At 65.8% G+C, this 17,729-nt stretch carries 16 protein-coding genes; 9 read left to right on the forward strand and 7 right to left on the reverse strand.

What is annotated here, in order from left to right:
* Positions 1–79: 79 nt before the first annotated feature.
* The 4 genes from WC815_12915 to WC815_12930 form a co-directional block, all read right to left on the reverse strand.
* Complete coding sequence (locus tag WC815_12915) at positions 80–616, reverse strand: hypothetical protein (GenBank protein ID MFA5909672.1); 537 nt, start codon at positions 614–616, stop codon at positions 80–82.
* A gap of 76 nt (positions 617–692) precedes the next feature.
* Complete coding sequence (locus tag WC815_12920) at positions 693–1,565, reverse strand: hypothetical protein (GenBank protein ID MFA5909673.1); 873 nt, start codon at positions 1,563–1,565, stop codon at positions 693–695.
* A 113-nt stretch (positions 1,566–1,678) separates the two neighbouring features.
* Positions 1,679–2,257 carry a Swt1 family HEPN domain-containing protein gene (locus WC815_12925; protein MFA5909674.1) on the reverse strand — a complete coding sequence of 193 codons (579 nt, stop codon included), beginning with the start codon at positions 2,255–2,257 and terminating at the stop codon, positions 1,679–1,681.
* Positions 2,258–2,259: 2 nt separating this feature from the next.
* Positions 2,260–2,904: a DUF5343 domain-containing protein gene (locus WC815_12930; protein ID MFA5909675.1), complete on the reverse strand. Its 645-nt coding sequence runs from the start codon at positions 2,902–2,904 to the stop codon at positions 2,260–2,262.
* A 951-nt stretch (positions 2,905–3,855) separates the two neighbouring features.
* Between WC815_12930 and WC815_12935 the strand changes: the two genes are divergently transcribed.
* Genes WC815_12935 through WC815_12950 form a run of 4 tightly spaced genes read left to right on the forward strand, consistent with a single transcriptional unit; the run spans position 3,856 to position 8,822 of the window.
* Positions 3,856–4,284, forward strand: coding sequence for a hypothetical protein (locus WC815_12935; protein MFA5909676.1), 429 nt, complete (start codon positions 3,856–3,858; stop codon positions 4,282–4,284).
* Positions 4,285–4,303: 19 nt separating this feature from the next.
* On the forward strand, positions 4,304–4,960 hold the full coding sequence (locus WC815_12940) for a DUF305 domain-containing protein (protein MFA5909677.1): 657 nt from the start codon (positions 4,304–4,306) through the stop codon (positions 4,958–4,960).
* Positions 4,957–6,858, forward strand: a complete 1,902-nt coding sequence (locus tag WC815_12945; GenBank protein MFA5909678.1) for a hypothetical protein — start codon at positions 4,957–4,959, stop codon at positions 6,856–6,858. Before WC815_12940 ends, WC815_12945 begins: the two co-directional genes overlap by 4 nt.
* 38 nt (positions 6,859–6,896) lie before the next feature.
* Complete coding sequence (locus WC815_12950; protein ID MFA5909679.1) at positions 6,897–8,822, forward strand: hypothetical protein; 1,926 nt, start codon at positions 6,897–6,899, stop codon at positions 8,820–8,822.
* A gap of 97 nt (positions 8,823–8,919) precedes the next feature.
* Here the strand turns inward: WC815_12950 and WC815_12955 are convergent, their stop codons facing one another.
* The gene (locus WC815_12955) at positions 8,920–9,798 is read right to left on the reverse strand and encodes a S1/P1 nuclease (protein MFA5909680.1); all 879 of its coding nucleotides are present in this window, start codon (positions 9,796–9,798) and stop codon (positions 8,920–8,922) included.
* Between the two features lie 191 nt (positions 9,799–9,989).
* On the opposite strand from WC815_12955, the gene WC815_12960 reads away from it, so the two are divergent.
* The 5 genes from WC815_12960 (at position 9,990) to WC815_12980 (ending at position 17,038) form a co-directional block, all read left to right on the forward strand.
* Positions 9,990–10,823 (forward strand): PEGA domain-containing protein, encoded by an 834-nt coding sequence (locus tag WC815_12960; GenBank protein ID MFA5909681.1) that lies wholly within the window; start codon positions 9,990–9,992, stop codon positions 10,821–10,823.
* Positions 10,824–10,893: 70 nt separating this feature from the next.
* Complete coding sequence (locus WC815_12965; protein MFA5909682.1) at positions 10,894–11,511, forward strand: outer membrane beta-barrel protein; 618 nt, start codon at positions 10,894–10,896, stop codon at positions 11,509–11,511.
* A 196-nt stretch (positions 11,512–11,707) separates the two neighbouring features.
* Positions 11,708–13,702: a TonB-dependent receptor gene (locus WC815_12970; GenBank protein MFA5909683.1), complete on the forward strand. Its 1,995-nt coding sequence runs from the start codon at positions 11,708–11,710 to the stop codon at positions 13,700–13,702.
* On the forward strand, positions 13,702–14,280 hold the full coding sequence (locus tag WC815_12975; GenBank protein MFA5909684.1) for a YfiR family protein: 579 nt from the start codon (positions 13,702–13,704) through the stop codon (positions 14,278–14,280). The genes WC815_12970 and WC815_12975 overlap by 1 nt, the downstream gene beginning before the upstream one ends.
* Positions 14,270–17,038, forward strand: coding sequence for a response regulator (locus WC815_12980; GenBank protein MFA5909685.1), 2,769 nt, complete (start codon positions 14,270–14,272; stop codon positions 17,036–17,038). The genes WC815_12975 and WC815_12980 overlap by 11 nt, the downstream gene beginning before the upstream one ends.
* A 23-nt stretch (positions 17,039–17,061) precedes the next feature.
* Here WC815_12980 and WC815_12985 read toward each other — a convergent pair whose 3' ends face one another.
* Both WC815_12985 and WC815_12990 read right to left on the reverse strand, forming a co-directional pair.
* Positions 17,062–17,409 carry a type II toxin-antitoxin system PemK/MazF family toxin gene (locus WC815_12985; protein MFA5909686.1) on the reverse strand — a complete coding sequence of 116 codons (348 nt, stop codon included), beginning with the start codon at positions 17,407–17,409 and terminating at the stop codon, positions 17,062–17,064.
* A complete protein-coding gene (locus WC815_12990; protein MFA5909687.1) occupies positions 17,406–17,627 on the reverse strand; it encodes an antitoxin MazE family protein in 222 nt (73 codons plus the stop codon). The genes WC815_12985 and WC815_12990 overlap by 4 nt, the downstream gene beginning before the upstream one ends.
* Positions 17,628–17,729: the final 102 nt, after the last annotated feature.

A 17,729-nucleotide genomic window follows, 5' to 3' on the forward strand; every position in this document is an offset into this window, starting at 1 on the left:
CCTGAGCTGCGGCGGCAAGATGCCCCAACGGCGCCGGGTTGCTCAACGCCGCCAGCTCCAGGCGCCGGTTAGGCGCCAGCTACTTATTTAACTCGGCCTCGACACGCGCGACTATTGAAGCACAAGCATCGTCATCGCTTGGCGACTGCCAGTAGGCCGGTGGGCCCTTGCCCCCACCGAGAGTCCTTTGAATCTTCGTTTGAGTCCAGTCAGTCGGGATCGGGTAACGCCCAGCCGACGTCATGAACAGAGATAGCCGTTTGAGTACGTCCCTCTCCGCAGGAGTGCATTTGCACGCTAGTTTGTCAGCGAGTTGAACCAGATTGTGGCTGCCGACGCCAAGAATCTTTTGCAGGATGCCAGACAACGCGAGCCGGTTACCACGCTTCACCCAAAGACCCTTAAGCAGGCACTCGACGGCATAGCCTCTCAGCATTATCTCTGCAGGGTGAGTGAGTGCATCATCCGGAACGGGGTCGTCAATGTTGAGAGGCACGGCGCTAGCAATGTCGCGAGCGCGGCGAAGCACTCCGGCTGCGGCAAACAGTGAATGAGCAGATGCGGTCCAAGTTTCGACCGAATTGCCCGCCCAGTCATACATGGCGATCTGCTTCAATCGGCTGAGCATTTGGTTCGTCGCTGAACGCTCCGGTTCAGCGGCGGCGCTAGGCGCCGTCCGCTGCAACCGGTGGTCATGCGGTGCTCGCGTGAGCCTTCGCCATGAACGCCGCTAGGAAATCCCTGTGCTTCGTGGTGTCGCTTTTGGCCAGACGGATCCTATAGCGTCCCCATCGAGAATCGTAGTCCATGACGTCGAGACCAGAACCATCCAACTGCGCCTGCGTCTCATCCGAGCGGTCGAGCCGAACCTCGACAAGCAGCCAGTCCTTCTTAGGGCGAAAAATGACGAAGTTGTTCGGGTGACCGCCCTTGGCAAGACCTATGTAGAACTTGTTGTACTTGAGTTCCAGGTCGCGATCGAACGCCCGAACCACCTCGAGCAATTCGTCGGCCATCGCCAAAGTCTGCTTACTCGCCCGCGCTTCCCAGTAGGAACGGTCGGCCGTCGCCTGAACCTCTTCGTCCTCATCGACAAGTCCCAGGCGCATTTCGTCCAGCACCTTGGAGCAGACCAACGAGACGGAATCGCCAAGGCGAAACGCATTCAACTGAATCGCCACCAGTGGGATAGACCCATTGAAGAGACTGATGACATTCAAGAAGCGGCTCGTGATGTCCTCCGCGACGATTACAGCTGTATGGTCGTACTGTGGGTAGCGTTTGCGCTCGATATCCCAGTACTCAATCGTGCGAATGATGTGTGCCTCGTCGCTTTTGCCAAGCTGGATCTCTACCTCGTACCTCTTAGTCGTCTCAGAATCCTGAAACAGTAAATCGAGACGCCCGGCCCGCGGCTGAGGCCGCTCCTTGTCCTTGAGAACGATGTCCCCAAGGCCGAGAAGTGAGGGGTCCTCACCAATGCGGGCCTGAAGCCATCGCTCGTCGAGTTCCGGGTGGTCTTTCAGCCACAAGCGCTCGGGCTTTGCGTATTTCAGAGACGTCATTGATCTCCTTGACTCGCGTCCGCATAACGACTACGAATGAGTCGCGCGCACCTGGAGCCCGCGCGCGCCGGCTCCATTCGTTTGGTTAGGCTTCTGCAAGCCGGATCGGTGACTCATCCGACCTGCCTGAGCCAGTCGCGAACAATTGAGTCGATGCGCTCAATTTCGATCGACGGCAGAACGTTCGTGTGCATGATGATATTCCTCGACATCTCCAGGTCGGTGAAGCGGGCGTTGATCCACGCCTGGTCAGGAAACAGGTCAGAGAAGTCGTCCCAGTTCGCAATGATCATCTGCGACAGCTGCCCGAACGTGGTATACCCGATGTCCGCTTCCGATCTTTGGGCGTGGTACTTCGCCTTCGCTTCCTTGTCCCGCAATTTCGCGACGGCCTCGCGGATCTTTGCCGGAACTTTGAGATTCCACCAGTCCGCGCCGTGATGCTCAGCAAGGCGCTGAATGATCAGCTCGCGCACGGCGTTCTCAAGGCAAAAGAACGAGACGTACACATGCTGCATCTGAAGCGCCTTGTGCCGAATTGGCGGACTGAAGTCCGCGACCTTCACTTCGGCGAGTGCTTGACCGCTCGATGGGCCACGCACGGATATTCCCGACTGCTCCAAACGAGTCAATGAGTCATCGAGGAGCATCGTCTTAAATACACCGTTCTGCAGATCTGTGAGCCATGCCACGATCAGTCTCCCAAATGCTCTTTAAGGCTCTTGAAGATGGCGTTGTAAACGGCGATTTCGGTCGTGGCTGGCAGGTGAATCTGGATGTTGTAGCTGAAGGCGATGGGCCGCGCGGCTTTGTCGCCGGGTTCGTGGGAACTCTTCTCGGGCTTCTTTTCCTCGTGTTTCTTGTCGTCTCGCTTTTCGGTCTCAGGCTTATGCACCGATGCCTTCGCCTGCTCGGTCTCGGTCGTGAAGTCGGCGTTCTCGCAGAGCATCTCGAACGTCGTGGTAATCAAGTCAACGTATCGTTGCTCACGGCCCGTGACGCGGCTGACGAGCCCCTTGACAGCCTCGCGGTCCTGAGTGTGGGCGTCGGTGTGAAGTGCAAGCAGATCGGCATAGACTTCTCTGATCCCCTCTGCGAGCACCCGCTTGGCGTGGGTCTTCTGGCGGTATGCACGATAGCGGTCCGTGGGCTGCCCGTTCGGATCGAGGAACCCGAGGCGCTTCAGCAGCGTCGGAAAGGCACGGTCATTCGAACTCGTGAACCCGAGCTTCTTCAGGAACTCGAATGTCACCCTTTCGGGAACCGCAGCCGTCTGCAACTTTGAAAGAAGCTCTGGAAACCTTTTGGGCGACATCAAGTACGGCAGGTCTGTAGCCATATGCTCGAACTCTACTCCAGAAGCCAACCGTATCTATGCCGCGAGCCCGTCAGCCTAATATCGCCACTCCTTAGCCGCCAGACGCGCAGCTAAGGAGTCGGTCCGAAATCGGCCCAGACTCGCTCGTGAGTTGCAGATCGTGCGGGCGGTATCACTCGCCTGTAGCTCCGCGCTCGAACGCCCCTCGCTGCGCGCCCGGAAAGGTAACCGCTTCATCGGGTCCGGCCTTAGCGCCCCGTCAGACCCGCCTCCACGGCGCGACGACCGCCGCCGCTGCAGACCTGTCCGCCAGAGCCTTGGGGAGGTGGAAGCGCGTGCGCAACCGGGCAGGGAACTACCAAAGGCTTCTGTATTTAGTAGACGGGCATCCCCGGAAAATATTCTCAACTGCGATGGACTGCGCGTGAAGCGGCGCGACGGGCGCACATCCTCGGGCTAGATGCGCCTACCACATTGGCACCATCTCGCTGAAGCCGGACGCACCGCGACGCGCCGCTTGCCGTCAGCTGGAGCGCGAGCGCAACCCGGCGGGAGGAGGGGCGACCGCGATTTATGAGAACAGGGGCATCAACAGCGCCCCGACGGTCAGGTCTTTGGCAGACAACCTCGCAGCGAGCGTTGGGGCGTCAGGCAGACCGAGCTGCGAGTTGACAGCCGTGTGGAGCGAGCGCGGAAGCTGATGGCAAGCGGCGCGTGCGGCACATGGTCCGGCTGACCGCCTTCGCCAAGGCTTCCACCTTCGCCGAGGCTACGGTGGACACGTCGGCGCGTCGAGAAGCCGGACGCCACATTGACCCATCACCCGTCAGGCCGGCCGCCCATAAAGGGCGGCCCTACATTTAGGAAACCGAATGGGTTTGCCTCCACCGGTACGCGGCACCAACCCCTTTGGCACCCAAGGCACCTCAGGCACCCTAAGCACCCTCGACGAGGGCCAAGTAAAGTAGACCGGTGCCCCGTCGCTCCGCCGCCTTCATCTTGGCCCTGTGCCTCGCCTCCTGCTCGCCCAGGCCCACCACACCGCAAGACATCGTCTCGGTGACGCGGCAGGCCGGGTCGTGGCAGGGGCACGGCACCGCCACCGTCGGCGACATCCCGAGCGAGACCGGGCGCTTCCACATCCGCTGGGAAACCACCAACGAGGCCCCGGCCGGCACCGGCACCTTCAAGCTGACCATGCGCAGCGCCATTAGCGGCCGACCCCTGCAATTGGTCGCTGATCACAAGGGCGTGGGCACCGGTACCGCCGATTACGACGAAGGCCCCAGGACCTACGATTTCCTCGTCGAATCGGACAATGTGGACTGGAGTTTCCAGGTGGACGAGACGACCGGCGCCTATTCGTCCCCGATGCCGTCCCAATCGCCCGGGAGACGATAATTTTGAGTATTCTTGTCGGGTGTCTCACACCCCTTTTTCCCGTCTTGTCTTAGTCCTGTCTACCCTGGCCGCGGCAGCCGCCTGCCGTACGGCCTCTACCGGTTCCGCGCCCACCACCCAGATTCTGCAGCCCGGCGCGCCGGGGCAGGAAACGCGCACCATCAGCACCGCCCAGGCCACCGACCTGTCGAAGGTCCGGTTCACGCCCGCCGACAGCAGGTTCATGCAGGGCATGATCGGCCACCATGCGCAGGCGGTGGAGATGGTCGCGCTGATTCCGTCGCGCACCCAGAACCAGTACATGAAGATGCTCGGTCAGCGCATCGATATCTCGCAGGCTGACGAGATGAACATGATGCGCAAGTGGCTCGAGGTCCGCGGCCAGGCCATTCCCGGCCCGCACTCGCACCACGAACCCGGCGGCATGATGCCGGGCATGCTGACCCCGGAAGAAATGACCGCCCTGGGCAACGCCAAGGGCGTCGAGTTCGACCGCCTCTTCCTGCTCGGCATGATCAAGCACCACATGGGCGCCATCACCATGGTGGACGAGCTGTTCAAGACGCCGGGCGCCGGCCAGGACGGCGAGATCTTCGCGTTCGCCTCGGATGTGGATTCCGACCAGCGCATGGAAATTGACCGGATGGGCGCAATGCTCAAGGAGCTGCAGAAATGAAATCGGTTGCCACGCAAGTCCTCGCGCTCTCCGCGGTCGTCTGCTCACTCGTCGCCGCTGGAAACGCCCAGCAGAAGCCGATGGATCCGAACGATCCGCGCACCGGCTTGAAGCCCGGGCTCCGCGACGCCGGTGTCGCGGCCCGCGGCATGGAGCTGGTCGCGACGCGCCCGCGGCCCGACGGCTTCTACGACCCGAAGAACCCCGCGGGTGAAGCGATGCCGCCCGAGCGGCCAGCCGGCGCCCCGGCACCGGCGCCGCCGCCGGCCCCGCCGGCCGCCGCGCCCGGCGCCCCTGCCGCGCCGCGCCCGCCCCAGGGCCCCGGCGCGCTCGACTTCGCCAACTCCGACATCGCCTTCAGCGGCCAGCGCATGGTGATCGGCAACTTCCACGGCTTCAACGCCTACGACATCGAGAGCGTGAAGAGCCCGCGGCTGCTGGCCTCCGTGGTCTGCCCCGGCGGGCAGGGCGACGTCTCGATTTACGGCAACCTGCTGTTCATGTCGGTCGAGCAGACCCGCGGCCGCATCGACTGTGGCGTGCAGGGCGTGGCGGAGCCGGTGAGCAAGGAACGCTTCCGCGGCGTCCGCATCTTCGACATCACCGACATCAGCAAGCCGAGGCAGGTCGCCGCGGTGCAGACCTGCCGTGGCTCGCACACCCACACGCTGGTGCCGAAAGACAAGCAGACGCTGTATGTCTACGGCTCCGGCACCGGCGGCGTGCGCTCGGGTGAGGAGCTGCAGGACTGCTCCGGCGGCGATCCCAAGGACAACCCCAACACGGCGCTCTTCAGCATCGACGTGATCGAAGTGCCGCTCGGCGCCCCCGAGAAGTCGCGCGTCGTCAACCGCCCGCGCATTTTCGCGGACGAGAAGAGCGGCGCCATCGCCGGCTTGTTCGCGGGCGGCGACCACGGCCCCGGCACGCAGCGCACCAGCACCACCAACCAGTGCCACGACATCACGGTGTTCCCGGAAGTGGGCCTGGCCGCCGGCGCCTGCTCGGGCAACGGCATCCTGCTCGACATCTCGGATCCGGCCAACCCGAAGCGGCTCGATTCCGCCAGCGACAAGAACTTCGCCTACTGGCACTCGGCCACCTTCAACAACGACGGCACCAAGGTCATCTTCACCGATGAATGGGGCGGCGGCACGCGGCCCCGTTGCCGCGCCACCGACCTCCCCAACTGGGGCGCCAACGCCATTTTCGACATCGCCGACAGGAAGCTGAAGTTCGCCGGCTACTACAAGATGCCGGCGGCGCAGACCGAGACGGAAAACTGCGTCGCGCACAACGGCTCGCTGATCCCGGTGCCCGGCCGCGACATCATGGTGCAGGGCTGGTACCAGGGCGGCGTCTCGGTGTTCGACTTCACCGATTCGGCCAACCCGGTGGAGATTGCCTACTTCGACCGCGGCCCGCTCGACGCCAAGAACCTGATCGTCGGCGGTTACTGGTCCACCTACTGGTACAACGGCAGCCTCTACGGCTCCGAAATCGCGCGCGGCATGGACATCTTCAAGCTGCTGCCGACCCAGTCCCTCTCGCAGAACGAGATCGACGCCGCCGTGCAATGGCGCGCGACCGAGTTCAACGCGCAGAACCAGCCGCTGGTGAAGTTCGAACCCACCTCGGTGGTGGCCCGCGCGTATCTCGATCAACTGAACCGCTCGAAGAGCATCTCGGCGGAACGCGCCAAGGCCGTGAGTGATGGTCTCGCCAAGGTGGACGAACTGCGCACCGGCAAGGAACGCTCCGCCGCCGCCGCGCTCGACGGCCTGGATGCCGTGGCCGCCCAGGTCGCCGCGGATGCCAAGGCCGCCAAGGGCCGCGACGCCATTCGTTTGCAAGCCTTGTCCGACACGTTGAAGGGCCGCGCAGCGCGGCTTCGGTAATGTAGCCTCCGCCTTCAGGCGGAGCTTTCGAGGTTGATATGAGAACAGTGAAATTGGTTGTGGCCGGGGCAATCGTCATCTCGTCCATCGCCGCCGGGCAGGCGCAACAGCCGGCCGCACCAGCGCAGCCACCCGCCGCGGCACCCGCCCGGCCACCGCAGCAGCCGGAGCCGGTGCCGCCCGCCGACCTGCCGCGGCCGTCGACCACTGATCCGCGCGCCAACTTGAAGCCAGGCGCCGTCGGCTCAAAGGCCGCCGAGGCCGCGTGGAACATGGAGCTGACGGCGAACCTGCCGAAGCCCGAAGGCTTCTACGACGCGACGCAGCCGCTCGGCACGCCGCCGGCCGCGCCGCCGGCCGCCGGCGCACCGCGGACGCCGCCCAACCCCAACGCGCTCGGGTTCACCAACTCGGACCTCGCGTTCAGCGGCAACCACGTCGTGGTCGGCAACTACCACGGCTTCAACACCTACAACATCGAGCGCGCCAACAAGCCGCAACTGATCGCCTCGGTGGTCTGCCCAGGCGGCCAGGGCGACGTGTCGATCTGGGGCAACCTGCTGTTCATGTCGGTGGAACAGACGCGCGGCCGCCTCGACTGCGGCCTGCAGGGCGTGACCGAAACGGTGAGCAAGGAACGCTTCCGCGGCGTCCGCATCTTCGACATCACCGACCTGCAGAAGCCGAAGCAGGTCGCGGCCGTGCAGACGTGCCGCGGCTCGCACACGCACACGCTGGTTCCCGATCCGAAAGACAAGGGCCACATCTTCTTGTACGCGTCGGGCACGGGCGGCGTGCGCTCGGGTGAGGAACTCGAGGGCTGCTCCGGCAAGGATGCGAAAGAGGATCAGAACACGTCGCTGTTCAGCATCGACGTGATCGAAGTGCCGATCGCGACGCCCGAGAAGTCGCGCATCGTCAACCAGCCGCGCCTGTTCGCCAGCGACAACAACATCGCCGGCCTGTGGGCGGGTGGCGATCACGGCCCCAACACGCAGCGCACCAGCACCACCAACCAGTGCCACGACATCACCGTGTATTCGGAGATCGGCCTCGCGGCCGGCGCCTGCTCGGGCAACGGCATCCTGATGGACATCAAGGACCCGCGCAACCCGAAGCGACTCGACTTCGTCGCCGACAAGGGCTTCGCCTACTGGCACTCGGCGACGTTCAACAACGACGGCACCAAGGTGGTGTTCACCGACGAGTGGGGCGGCGGCGGCCGTCCGCGCTGCCGCGCGGTCGATCCCCTGACCTGGGGCGCCGACGCCATCTACGACATCGTCGACAACAAGCTGGTGTTCAAGGGCTACTACAAGATGCCGGCGGCGCAGACCGAACAGGAAAACTGCGTGGCCCACAACGGCTCGCTGATCCCCGTCCCCGGCCGCGACATCATGGTGCAGTCGTGGTACCAGGGCGGCGTCTCGGTGTTCGACTTCACCGACTCTGAGAAGGCCAAGGAGATTGCCTACTTCGACCGCGGTCCGATCAACGGCGCCGGCATGGTGTCGGGCGGCTACTGGTCGTCGTACTGGTACAACGGCAACATCTACGGCTCCGAGATCGCGCGCGGCATCGACGTGTTCCGCCTGAAGCCCAGCGAGCACCTGTCGCAGAACGAGATCGACGCGGCCATGCAGTTCCGTCTGCAGGAGTTCAACTCGCAGAACCAGCCCAAGGTGGCGTGGCCGGCCTCGTCTGCGGTCGCCAGGGCCTACCTGGATCAGTTGAACCGCAACAAGGGCATCTCGGCCGAGCGTTCGAGTGCCGTGCTGAGCGGCCTGTCGAAGGTTGACCAGTTGCGCACGGGTAAAGAGGGCAACGCCAAGGCGTCGCTCGAGGCGCTCGATGCGGTGGCGGCACAGGTCGAAGGGGACGCGAAGACGGCCACCGGCCGCGACGCAATGCGTCTGAAGGCCCTCGCCGAAACCCTCAAGGGCCGCGCCGCGGCTCTCCGCTAAGACCGGGCCTGGCACGGTTACATCGAACTCGAAGCAGTTCTTGCGATGTTCGCAGAAACTGCCACGAAATCGATGTAACCGTGCCAGGCCCCATTACCTAGCGCGGCGAAGCGACGAAGACGCGGTTGAGCACCGCCGCCAGCCGCACCCCTCCCAACGCCAGCCGTTCATCCACCACCGGAATCTGTTTCCGGTAGTACTCCTCGTCGATGTTGGTGTCGGGCTTGACCAGCGCCGCCTTGCCGAGCGCCCACGATTGCTCCGCCCACTGCGCCGGCGTGCCCGGCGCCTGCACCGCCCACCGGTTCTGCGCGATCAGCTTCTCGAGCACCGCCCCGTAGGCGCCGTCGTCCAGCGCGCGGCGGGCGATCAGGCGGCTGTCCCAGACCGAATGCAGGTTGCACGGGAGCGGCGGCCTCGCCGGGGCGGTGCCGAGCGGAGCCGCGGGACCGCAGTTGGACTCGCCGAACACGCGGACGTGCACGTCGTTGCCGCCGCGGCCGACCCCGAGCGCGTGAAACGGCTGGTGCAGGTCACCGATGAAGTGCACCAGGAACTTCAGCGCGGTGGCGCGGTCGGCGCGATCGAGCGACAGGTCAGCGGTGCGCTGTTCGAAATAGGCAATGCGATCGACGACGCAGTCGCGCCACTTGTCGGCACGGGCGCCCGCCGCCGTGCCGGGCTGCCGCGGGCAATCGCGATCGCGGTCGTAGCCGGCGGCGTCTGGCGGGATGTTCAGGTAGTGCCAGTACGACGTCTGCACGTGATCGGTCGTTTGGAAATCGGCCCAACTGGAGACGTCGGCCAGACTCTGGCCGTCGAGCAGCCACGCCACGTTCTGCTTCGCCACCGGCGTCAGGTGGTTGGCCGCCACGAGGCCAACGAGGCGGTGCCCCTGCCCGCCCCACCCGCTGACGATCGTGGCCGAGCCCGCCATTGCCGTCGCCACCAACACGCCGAGGATTCTGTTTCGCATGATGCGCTCTGATTATACGGGCGGCGGTTGTGACAAGAGTGTGGCGGGCGGCGCGACACTTTCGCGCCGCCTGTCCTGTAACAGCGACGCGCGCTGACCCCTTCGCGCGACGGTCGCATTACGCTCCTCTGGGCAGATGAGATGGCACCGGCCTTGCTTCACAAGGAGGTGCCTGCCTTCGGAGGAATCAAGTGTCCTGGACCAAACGACTCATTCAAGTGGCGTGCGTGATCGCGGTGGGCGTGTTGCTGCTGCCGTCGACCGCGCACGCCCAGCGTGGACGCGGTGGACGCGGCGGCGGTGACCGCGGCCAGGGGCCACGGACCGTGGTGGTGGCGCCATACTACGCGCCCTTCTATGCGCCCTACTACAACCCGTTCTTCTGGGACTCATACGGGTGGGGATACCCCGGCCAGTACCCTCCGGGCTTCTGGGGCCACGGGTTCAGGGGCGAGAGCGCGGCGCGCATCCAGGTGACGCCGCGGCACACCGAGGTCTACGTTGACGGCTACCGCGCCGGCATCGTCGACGACTTCGACGGGTTCGCGCAGCGGCTGCGCCTGATGCCCGGCGAGCACGTGATCGATCTCTATCTCGACGGTTACCGGCCGGTCACGCAGTCCATCCTGTTCCAGCCGGGCGACACTTATCGCCTTCGCCTCGAGATGGAACCGCTGCCGGCGGGCGAACTCGCGCCGCCACGCCCGGCGCCGCGGGCCACGCCGCCTGCGCCGCAGATCATGTACGACGCGTTCGGGCGGCCCGTATCCATGCCGGCACCGGCCCCGGCGGCCCAGGGCGCTGGCGTACTCGCCATCCGCGTGCAACCGTCGGATGCCATCGTTCTCGTGGACGGTGAACCGTGGCAAGGCTCGGGCGCCGATCGGCTGGAGATTCAGGTGACCGCAGGACCGCATCGCATCGAGATCCGCAAGGACGGCTACCTGCCTTTCTCGACCACCGTGCAGGCCATCGGCGGCCAGGCCACGCCGATCAACGTGAGCCTGACGAAGGGAGCGGACTAATGGTGCCGATCTTGCAATGTACCGCGCCATGACACGTTCTTGTTCAAAGGGGATTCTTGTGAAACATGTGATGCGGGTAGCGATCGCGCTGCTGATTCTGGGCGGCGCGGCGAAGCCGGCGTCGGCCGACTGGCTGCTGACGCCCTATGTCGGCGTGGTCTTCGGTGGTTCGGCCAACACCTTCAACGTCAACAACCTGGCCGACGAGTTCGAGCAGCGGATCAGCTTCGGCGCCAGCGCCACCTGGATGGGCGCCGGCAAGCTGGGCCTCGAGGTGGACTACCACCTCGCGCCGAACTTCTACCAGATCACCGGCGGCGCGGAGAACGTCGATCTGCTCAACCTCGACTCGAGCGTGCAGACATTGATGGGCAACGTCGTACTGGGCGCGCCAATCGGCGGCACGTCCGGTCCCGGCGTGCGCCCCTACGCGGTCGCAGGCATCGGACTGATGCGCGCGAGCCTCGGCGGAGCCAACAACCTGTTCGACAACCTGAGCAACAACGAATTGGGCGTCAACGTCGGCGGCGGCGTGCACATGTTCTTCAGCGACAACGTCGGCCTGCGCGCCGACGCCCGCTACTTCCGTGGTCTTCAGAAGGGGGACGACGGGGGGCAGGACCTCGACCTTGAAGACTTCGACTTCTGGCGCGCCACGCTGGGCATCACCTTCCGCTTCGGCCGGTAACACTCCTACCGATGACCCAGGGATTGGACGCCCCTGGGCCATCGCCTCGGTTTGCTGGTCGAGTCTGACGCTTGCCACTTCTGGGTAATCTTCCGCAGCGGCCGACGGGACGCTAAGGCGCAGATGGGCTTTCTGCGCCACATTCCCGCTCTAGAGCTGTCGCCCTCACGGCACCCTTATTGCTGCGATCGTTGCCATGAGGCGCCTCCTGCTTCTGCTGGTATGGACGAGCTTGTTTGCCGCCCCCGCGCCCAGCCTCGCCCAGACTCGAGCTCCCGACCTGGCCCAGCTGTCCATCGAAGACCTGATGCGGATCGAGGTCACGTCCGCGGGGCGCAAGAGACAACCCCTCACCGACGTCGCGGCGGCGGCCTTCGTCATCACCCACGACGACATCCGCCGCTCAGGGATGACCTCCATCCCCGACCTGCTCCGGATGGCTCCTGGCGTGGACGTGGCGCAGATCGACTCGAGCAAGTGGGCCGTGACGGTCCGCGGCTTCAACGGCCTGTACGCGAACAAGCTGCTCGTCCTCGTGGACGGCCGCAGCGTCTACAACCGCCTCTTCTCCGGCGCGATCTGGGACGCCAATGACCTCATGCTCGACGACGTCGATCGCATCGAGGTGATTCGCGGTCCCGGCGCCGCGATGTGGGGCGCCAACGCCATGAACGGCGTGATCAACATCGTCACCAAGTCCGCGGCCGACACGCAGGGCGGGCTCGTGCGCGTGGACGCCGGGCGCTCGGGACAACAGGGCGGGATCCGCTACGGCGGCACCCGTGGTGAGGCGCGTTACCGCGTTTACGCGCAGTGGACCGAACGCGAGCAATCGCTGATCGCCCCAGGCACGCGAGCCGACGATGCGTCCCGAAGCCTGACGACGGGATTTCGCACGGACTGGGGCCACAAGGCCGAGACGTTCTCCTTCGACGGCCGCTTTACGGCTGGCCGCGCGCGCGGGCTCTGGACCAACTTCGACTCGCTGACCGCTGCCAACCAGCCCTTTGCGGCCGATCCCTCAGACTCGCATGGCGGTCATCTGCTGGGCCGCTGGACGCACACGCGCGCCGGCGGACAGTCGCTGAAGGTGCAGTCGTTCGTCGATCTCTCGCATCGCCACGAGCCCGTCGGGGAACACGAACGGAGAGCCTTCGACATCGACACGCAGTACCGCGCGACCTATCGGGCACGCCACGACATCGTCGTCGGCGCCGGTTACCGGTTCGTTGACGAGAAGCTGACGGGACGGGTCGGCGTTTCGCTGGTTCCCCCGGAGAACCGTTCGTCTCTCGTGACCGGCTTCATCCAGGACGAGATCGCATTCTTCGGCAAGCGCCTCGCCATCACACTGGGCAGCCAGATCCAGTACGACTCCGACATCGGAACGGGCGTCCAGCCGACCGCTCGGGCCATGTGGAAGGGGCTTCCCAACCAGCGCCTCTGGGTCGCCACGTCGCGTTCGTTGCGAACGCCGGCGCTGACCAGCCGGGGCATCCGCCTGGAATATCCGCCGATCGCAGGCCCTGGCGGGCTGCCACTGTTCATCACCTTGCTGGGAGACCCGGCGGCCAAGACCGAACGGTTTGTCGATGCAGAAGCGGGATATCGCCTCGAGATCGGGACCACCGGGTCGATCGACGTGACGGGATTCGTGGGCCACTACAGCGACCTGGCGACGCGGGAAGTGCAGGCGTCCGTCGTCCAGTTCGTCCCGTCGCCGCGCATCCTGGTCACCACGCGGCTCGCCAACGAGCTCGCGGCGACGACGCGCGGGCTCGAGGTGGTGGGGGTCTGGGCACCGGTGCCGTCGTGGCGCCTCGACGGTAGCTACACCCTGTTCGACCTCACTCCACACCTGAGCGCCACGAGCCGCGACCCCGTCGCGAAGTTTGAAGACGGAAGGGCGCCTCGGCAGCAGTGGCGGGTGCGATCGTCGTTCTCGCCGGCCGCGCACGCGACGGTCAACATCGCCGTCTCCCACGTGGGTCCGCTCGAGCTGCTCCTCGTCGAGGCCTACACGCGGGCCGACATCAACATGGAGGTGCGGTTCACCGACCGCCTGTCGGTCATGGCGATCGGCCAGAACCTGTTCAAGGCGGCGCACTTCGAGTTTGGCGGCGCCGACGCGTTGGTGAAGGCCACGCAGGTTCCGCGCAGCGCCGGCGTTCGGCTGCGATGGACATTCTGATGATGCCGTCCCGTGCGCCGCATGGTCGCTGGTGGCTCCGCGCGGCGGGCCTCGCGATGGCGTGCGCGCTCATGGTGTGGCCGGGCAGCCTGGCGGCCGCCCCGCAAGGCGTGGCGCCGGATGTCCTCGTGAAGGCGGCGTTCATCTTCAACTTCGCGAAGTTCACCGAGTGGCCGACGCTGCCACCCACGGCGTCCATCATCACCTGCGTGGTAGGTGACGACGAGATGGCCGCCGCGCTGGTCGCGACGATTCGGGGGCAGCAGATCAGCGGGCGCGCCGTCGAAGTGTTGCAGCCGGCTGACCCGGCGACGTGGCCGGCCTGTAACCTGCTGTTCGTCGCCGACCGGGAAACCCGCCAGGCCGCTGGCGGACTCACCACGGTCAAGACCCGGCCGGTCCTGACCGTCAGCGACAGCAAAGACTTCGCCCGGTCAAGCGGCATCATCGAGCTCTACCTCGAGCAGGGGCGGATGCGCTTCGCCATCAACACTGACGCGGCCGAACGCGCCGGCCTGCACATCAGCTCCCGGCTGCTTGGGCTCGCCAGGGTCATCCGAGACCGCGATGCCCAATAGCGTCGGCGCCTGGTTCCGCCGTCAGTCGCTCGGCCGCAAGCTGACGACGGCCGCGGTCATGACCACTGGGGTCACGCTGGTCGCGGCCTGCGCGATCTTCGTGACCTACGACTACCTGAACCAGCGGGCCATCCTGGTGCGCGATGTCACGATGCTGGCCGACATCCTCGGCACCAATAGCACGGCCGCCCTGACCTTTGCCGACGCCGACGCCGCGACCGGCACCTTGCGGGCCACGGCCGTCAATAATCACATCCTTGATGCCCGGCTGTACACCCTCGACGGCACGTTGCTGGCGACCTACCAGCGCCCGGACCTCCCACCGGGTCGAACCGGGCCCGAGCAATTGGGGTCAGGCCTGGACGCCGGCGCGCGATTCGAAGAAGACCACCTGCACGTCACCCGGCCAATCTCCCTGAACGGCGAGGTCATCGGCACCATCGTCGTGGAGTCGGACATCACCGAAGTCTGGAGCCGGATCACGCGCTTCCTGACCATCGTGGCGGCGACGCTGTTCCTGGCGTTCTGGCTCGTGATCGGACTGTCGAAGGCGACGGTGCGGGTGATTTTCGGCCCGATCGCGCGACTCATCGAGGTCATGCGACTCGTGCGCGATCACGCCGATTACGACGTGCGCGCCGAGGCCGGCGATGACGACGAGATCGGCGAGCTGATCGGCCAGTTCAACGCGATGATCGCCGACATTCAGCGACGCGACCAGCAGCTGCTCCTGCAGCAGAACGACCTCGAACAGACTGTGGACACGCGCACGGCCGAGCTCCAGACCAGCAACCAGGAACTGGTCAAGACCCGGGACCTGGCGATGGAGGCCAACCGGGCGAAGAGCGAGTTCCTCGCCAACATGAGCCACGAAATCCGGACGCCGATGAACGGCATCATCGGCATGACCGACCTCGTCCTCGACAGCGAGTTGACCGCGGACCAGCGGGACAGCCTGGCCACGGTCCGGACCTCCGCCGACACGCTGCTGTCGATCCTGAACGACATTCTCGACCTCTCGAAGATCGAGTCGCGCAAGCTCACGCTCGAAGTGGTGCCGCTGTCCGTGCGCGCGGTGGTGGCCGACACCGTCAAGCCGCTCGCCGTGCGCGCGCACCAGAAGGGCCTCGAGCTGATCTGCGACATCGAACCCGACGTACCGGCCACGGTGATGGGCGACCCGACTCGGCTCCAGCAGATCCTGACCAACCTGATCGGCAACGCGCTCAAGTTCACTGAGCACGGTCACGTCCTCGTCACGGCTCGGGAAGAGGGCCGCAGCGAGGGTCGCAGCACGCTGCACTTCAGCGTCAGCGACACGGGGATCGGCATTCCGCCGGAGAAGCAAGACATCATCTTCGAAGCCTTCAACCAGGCGGACGGCTCGACCACCCGCCGCTTCGGCGGCACCGGCCTGGGCCTGACCATCTCGACGACGCTCGTGCAGCTGATGGGGGGACGGATTTGGGTCGAGAGCGCACCCGCCGAAGGCAGCACCTTTCACTTCACGGTCACCCTCGCCGTGACGGACGCGCCTGAAGCCCAGCCGGCCACACCGCTCCCGGCCAACCTCGCGGTGCTGATCGTGGATGACAACGAGGTCAACCGTCGTCTGCTCGCCGAGCAGGTCAAGCGCTGGGGGTTGCCGGCGACCGTGGCCTCGAGTGGCGCCGCCGCGATCGAAGCCCTGGCCGCGGCCGCGCTCACCGCGCGACCGTTCCGGCTGGTCCTGCTCGACGCGCAAATGCCCGACATGGACGGCCTCCAGGTCGCGGCCACGATCACACGGCGTCCTGAGTTGGCCGGCGCCAGCGTGATCATGCTGAGCTCGTCCGGCGAATATCTCGATCAGGGGCGCCGCGCCGAGCTGGGCATTGCCGCGTACCTCACCAAGCCGGTCAGTGCCGGCGATCTGCTGGCGGCCGTGCAACGCGTGGTCGGCGGGGCGGCGCCTGCCCTGCCCGGTGATCCGCCGCCAACGGCGGGCGCGTTTGCGATGGGCGCCCAGGCGCGACGCGCCCGCGTCCTCCTCGTCGAAGACAACGTGGTCAACCAGCGGGTCGCCTCCGGCCTGCTGACCCGTCGCGGTCATCAGGTCACGGTCACGCCAAACGGCCGCGAAGCCCTGGACCGGCTCGAGCGCGAGCAGTTCGATGTGGTGCTGATGGATCTGCAGATGCCGGTCATGGGCGGGCTCGACGCCACCGTCGAGATCCGCCGCCGCGAGCAGGCCAGCGGCCAGCATGTCCGCGTGGTCGCCATGACGGCCCACGCGATGGAGAGTGACCGCGACCGGTGCCTGGCCGCCGGCATGGATGGGTACCTGTCGAAGCCGATCGATCCGCACCTGCTGTTTGCCGCCATCGAAGACATGGGCGCCGGCGCCGGCGCGCCGGCGGAGGCCGTTGGCCCGGCCGCGTTTGACGTGGATGCCTTCCGGCGGAGGCTCTCAGGTGACGAAGAGCTGATGACCGAGGTCATTCACCTGTTTCTCGACGACCTGCCGGGACGGCTGGAGACGGTCCACAGCGCGGTCACCAACCGGGACGCGGAGGGATTGCATTCAGCCGCCCATGCCATCAAGGGAGCCGCGGCCAACATGTCGGCCGACCGGCTGGTGCGGGCGGCCCGCGCGATGGAGCACCTCGGCACCGAATCGAAGTGGGACGCCGCCGACGCCGCGTGGCAGCAGTTGTCGGATGAAGCCGGCGCCGTCACCGCGATGTTACGCCGCCGCTATCCCCTGGCGGCGTTGTAGGTCTGTGCGCCCGGCGGGAGGCTCTACCCCTTCCCTGTCTCCGTTTCGGAGAGTCCCAGAAACACGAAGAGGGCGCGGTTGAGCGCCTTCATTTCGTCGGCGGACAGTGATCCAACCAGCGTTCCAAGCCGTTTCCGCGGCACGGCGGTAAGCTTGTCCACCATCATGCGGCATGGCGACCGCAGGCCACTTCGGGTGCTCGGCTGGATCGGAAGCCTGAAGATTGGTGCCGAGGTCGGATCGGTCGTCAAGGGGCACACGACGATCGAGTCGTTGGCGTCGAACCGGTTGTCCTGAACGATGACCGCAGGTCGCGGTTTACCCGCATAGGCGGCGCCGCCGGCGACGGTCCAGACCTCACCGCGTTTCATTCCGCATCCCAGGCCGAGATCGCATCGACGAACTCCTGGTCCCGGTCGGCGTGGAGACTCTTCGCCACCGCCAGCGACTGACGGTGCGCGGCGAGAGAGAACGCCCTCGTTCGAACGTCCGGAACCCACACTTGAACGGGGCGAAGGCCCAGCTTGCGCAATCGAGTGCGATGGGCGCGCACCTTGTCGCGGGATGCCGATCGAGCAACGGTCGCCATGGCGTTCCTCCGGTTACATGTAACGTAACACGTCGCGGCGCCGAGCCGCAAGCCCACGTGACGTCTCGGGCCCATCTACTGGACTCGGTACGGCGCGGTTCG

Source organism: Vicinamibacterales bacterium (assembly GCA_041659285.1).
In the GTDB taxonomy this organism is placed as follows: Bacteria; Acidobacteriota; Vicinamibacteria; order Vicinamibacterales; family UBA2999; genus 12-FULL-67-14b.

Coding starts and splice junctions, on each gene's coding strand:
- WC815_12920 (MFA5909673.1), bottom strand. CDS start 1,565: ATGACGTCTCTGAAATACGCAAAGCCCGAGCGCTTGTGGCTGAAAGAC.
- WC815_12930 (MFA5909675.1), bottom strand. CDS start 2,904: ATGGCTACAGACCTGCCGTACTTGATGTCGCCCAAAAGGTTTCCAGAG.
- WC815_12945 (MFA5909678.1), top strand. CDS start 4,957: ATGAAATCGGTTGCCACGCAAGTCCTCGCGCTCTCCGCGGTCGTCTGC.
- WC815_12950 (MFA5909679.1), top strand. CDS start 6,897: ATGAGAACAGTGAAATTGGTTGTGGCCGGGGCAATCGTCATCTCGTCC.
- WC815_12955 (MFA5909680.1), bottom strand. CDS start 9,798: ATGCGAAACAGAATCCTCGGCGTGTTGGTGGCGACGGCAATGGCGGGC.
- WC815_12965 (MFA5909682.1), top strand. CDS start 10,894: ATGCGGGTAGCGATCGCGCTGCTGATTCTGGGCGGCGCGGCGAAGCCG.
- WC815_12970 (MFA5909683.1), top strand. CDS start 11,708: ATGAGGCGCCTCCTGCTTCTGCTGGTATGGACGAGCTTGTTTGCCGCC.
- WC815_12975 (MFA5909684.1), top strand. CDS start 13,702: ATGATGCCGTCCCGTGCGCCGCATGGTCGCTGGTGGCTCCGCGCGGCG.
- WC815_12980 (MFA5909685.1), top strand. CDS start 14,270: ATGCCCAATAGCGTCGGCGCCTGGTTCCGCCGTCAGTCGCTCGGCCGC.
- WC815_12985 (MFA5909686.1), bottom strand. CDS start 17,409: ATGAAACGCGGTGAGGTCTGGACCGTCGCCGGCGGCGCCGCCTATGCG.
- WC815_12990 (MFA5909687.1), bottom strand. CDS start 17,627: ATGGCGACCGTTGCTCGATCGGCATCCCGCGACAAGGTGCGCGCCCAT.